The sequence below is a fragment of the Streptomyces hirsutus genome, from assembly GCF_001418415.1.
Taxonomy (GTDB): domain Bacteria; phylum Actinomycetota; class Actinomycetes; order Streptomycetales; family Streptomycetaceae; genus Streptomyces; species Streptomyces hirsutus.
Map to the genome: position 1 here is coordinate 1 of NZ_LIQT01000696.1, position 3,128 is coordinate 3,128.

At 72.6% G+C, this 3,128-nt stretch carries 3 protein-coding genes; all 3 read right to left on the reverse strand.

Annotated elements, in window-relative coordinates; all coding sequences use genetic code 11:
• The coding region (locus AOK11_RS37535) for a caspase family protein (protein ID WP_055598099.1) at positions 1-1,944 on the reverse strand (1,944 nt) is incomplete at its 3' end.
• Positions 1,945-1,948: 4 nt separating this feature from the next.
• Complete coding sequence (locus AOK11_RS37540) at positions 1,949-2,311, reverse strand: effector-associated constant component EACC1 (protein WP_055598100.1); 363 nt, start codon at positions 2,309-2,311, stop codon at positions 1,949-1,951.
• Between the two features lie 106 nt (positions 2,312-2,417).
• Positions 2,418-3,128 (reverse strand): hypothetical protein (locus tag AOK11_RS37545; protein WP_055598101.1); only part of this gene is annotated, 711 nt, incomplete at its 5' end.

Sequence of the window (3,128 nt, forward strand, 5' to 3'; positions counted from 1 at the left end):
GGCCACGCCGGGGACGTCCTTGGGGTACTGGGCCGTGCGGCGGGTGCGCGTGGTGCTGTCGCAGCCGACGCCGCTGCGCATCAGGAACTCGGGGACCAGGGCGGCCGTGTGGTTGTCCACGTCTTCGCGGTCGGGCAGCGTGCACAGCAGCTCGGCGGCGGTGGGGGAGGGCGGGCCCGACTGGGCGACCAGCTGTTCGGCGGCGGCGACGGACGCGTCACCGCCGTACAGACCGATCGTGGCGAGCAGCCCGACGGCGGTGAACTCCGGGTCGGGGCGCCGCACATCGGCCTTCTCGTCCCGCTCGGACAGGTCCTCGATCATGCGGTTCAGGGTCAGGTCGGTACGGCTCTCCACGGTGTCGGCCGCGATGGCCCGCGGAACGGCCAGTACGACCGGGGAGTAGGCGAGCGGCTCGTCGGCGGCCTCCAGGACGGCCCACGGGTCGGTGTCCCGGTCCTCCATGACCCGGGCGAAGTCGGCGCGGGAGGCGGGAATCCAGATGTCCGGCTGCGGACCGATGTCCCGCTGCGGGTTGACGTCCTCGTCCGGGGGCTCCCGCCAGGCGGCGGTCTGCCGGTGCAGCGCGGTGACCACGTCGGAGGAGCCCGCGCTGTAGACGGTGATGCCGGTGCGGCGGCAGCCGTCGTCCAGGGTGTTCGCCGTCGAGGTCAGATGGGCGTCGGCGGCGGCACGGATCGTCGTCTCCAGGTCGGGGTCGGCCAGGACGCGCAATTCCAGCGGTGGGGAGCAGACGGTGGCGGTGTCGCCCCGGAGGTGCCCGACGAGCTCGATCACGCCGTAGGTGCCGACGGTGAGGAGGGCGAGGGAGAAGAGGCCAAGGAGGGGGACGGCCCAGGAGGTCCTCCGCCAACCCGCTCCACCCGTCGTTCCTGAGCGGTCTGATCGGCCCGTCCGGTCCTTCCCCCGGAGGCCGCGAAGGCGGTCGAGGAGCCGGACCGTGAGCGAGGTCCGTGGTGCGTCGGCGTCGCCGGGCATGAGCCCGGAACCGGACGTCGGTTCGGGTGTGGGTGTGGGTGTGGTGACGGGCGTGTCCGGGGCTGCGCCGGTTCTCCTAGGGTGCGGGGCCGGAGCCGGGTTCGGAGCCGGAGCCGGAGCCGGAGCCGGGTTCGGGCGCTTTCCGGGTTCCTCCGCAGGTTTGTCCTTTATCTCCGGTCCCGTTGGTCCCGCGTGCCGCTCCGGGGTACGCGGCTTCGCCGCCAGCAGGACGTCCTCGCCGGGCTCCGCACGGCACAGCGGCTCCCACGCTTCGCGGCGCATGGTGGTGAGGCCGCGGGCGGCCATCCGCTCCCGTATCCGCTCGGAGAGGTCCAGGAAACCCGTCTCGCCCTCCTCGTCGAGGAGCCGGACGAGTTCGGCGGTGTACGGCGTCGGAGTCCGCGGATCGTCCGCACCGATACGGTGGTTGGCCTGGACGCTCATCAGCAGCAGGCGGTGCTTGTCGCTCAGGGTCTCCCGGACCCAGGCCGCGTTGCCCGCGAAGCAGCAGTCCAGGATCACCACGATCCGCCGGGCCTGGCTGGTGGCCAGCATCGCCAGCACCGTGGTGAAGGGCTCCGCACCCGGGAACACGGCTTGCCCGCCCGCGACCACGCGCGCGTTGCGCATCTGCAGGAACAACTCGTCGCCCGCGCTGGGGATGGCGCCGTGCCCGGCGAAGTAGAGCAGCAGCACCCCCTTCGCCTCCGCGGCGGCCGAGAGCAGTTCCCGTTCGAAGTCCTCCAGGGACGGCGAGCGGGCGACCGTGATCTCGTGCTCGCCGAACACCCGCCCGCGTGCCAGCACTTCACGCAGGCGGTTCACGTTGAGCTTGACCGCCGGGAGATCGCCGGGCACGCCGTGCGGCGGATCCGTGTGGTCGTACTCGGACACGCCGACCAGCAGCGCCCTGTCGGGTCTCCCCCGCGGGTCGAAACGGATCACCGGTCTACCTGTCGTCGAGGTTCACCGATTCGACTCTGGCCTGGGGCGGTGCGCCGTCCTCGACGTCACGCCGGTTGGCCCGCCAGGCCGACACGGCCTTCTTGACCTGGTCCAGCAGTTCCGTGGCGATCGCGCCCGCACCCGCGCCGACGATCAGGACGACGATGTCCATCCCGAGACCCATCGGGGTGCCGGACTCGTCCGTCCTCGGCCGCTCCTGGATCTGCAGATCGCCCGCGCGCGCCCGCTCGTCGAGCGGTTTCTCCCGCTCCAGCCACTTGCGCAGCGCACCGATGTCACTCGTGCTCGCGGTGTCGTCCAGCCGGATCCGAATGCCCTGGTTGGCCACACCATCCCCCTCAGCCATAACTCACCATCATGGCACCGCTGTTGCTCCACGGGGAGGGGTCGACAACGGTTGCGTCCTCTTGGGCGGAAGCGGAAGGGCAAGGACAGATCCGGTCGGTGCCGGCTCAGTTCTGCGTCTGCAACTGGCTCAACTGCCGCCGCACATGATCCAGGGCGCCCTCCCGTCGTCCGGGCACCCGGCTGCGCAACTCCGCCAGTGACAGACCGAGTTCGCGGGCCCGCTCCGGGTCGCCGATCCGACCCCACTGATGGTGCGCCCGGTCCACCGCGGTCTCGACGGAGGAAGCGTCCGCCGCCTGGCCGGTGTTGAGCCGTGCGGTGGCCACCGCCAACCAGATGTGGCAGCTGAGCGCCGCGTCCCCGGCCAGCATCGCCAGGTCCGCGCGGACCTCGGCCCAGTGCAACGCCTCCTCGGAGGCGGGCCCGTGAGCGAGGGCGGCGCTCTGCTCGTGCTGTGCGGCGAGCGCGTGGGCATCGGCGTGACGGCCGGACCGTACGGCCTCCGTGATGACCGTGTGCGGGTTTCCCGGCACGGGTCCGGTTCCGCGCCGCGCCAGGACGAATCCGGGGTACGCGCCCTCCGCGGCGGCCCGGACCAGCGCCTGCCGGTGCAACTCCTCGTCCGGCGGGCGCCGTCCACTGCGCAGCAGCGCCCCGACCGCCTTCATGTACGCCGGTTCCCCGACCGTACGACGGGAGCGGGAGGGCGGCGGCGCGATGCGGCCGTAGACGGCGGTGTCGCGACCGGAGTCGAGCGCGGGCGGGAGCATGGGCGGGGCCGGCGCCGAACCCGGCGGGCCCGGCGAACCCGGCGG

Excerpts from the sequence above, each read along its gene's own strand:
- AOK11_RS37540 (WP_055598100.1), bottom strand. The coding sequence starts at position 2,311 with ATGGCTGAGGGGGATGGTGTGGCCAACCAGGGCATTCGGATCCGGCTG.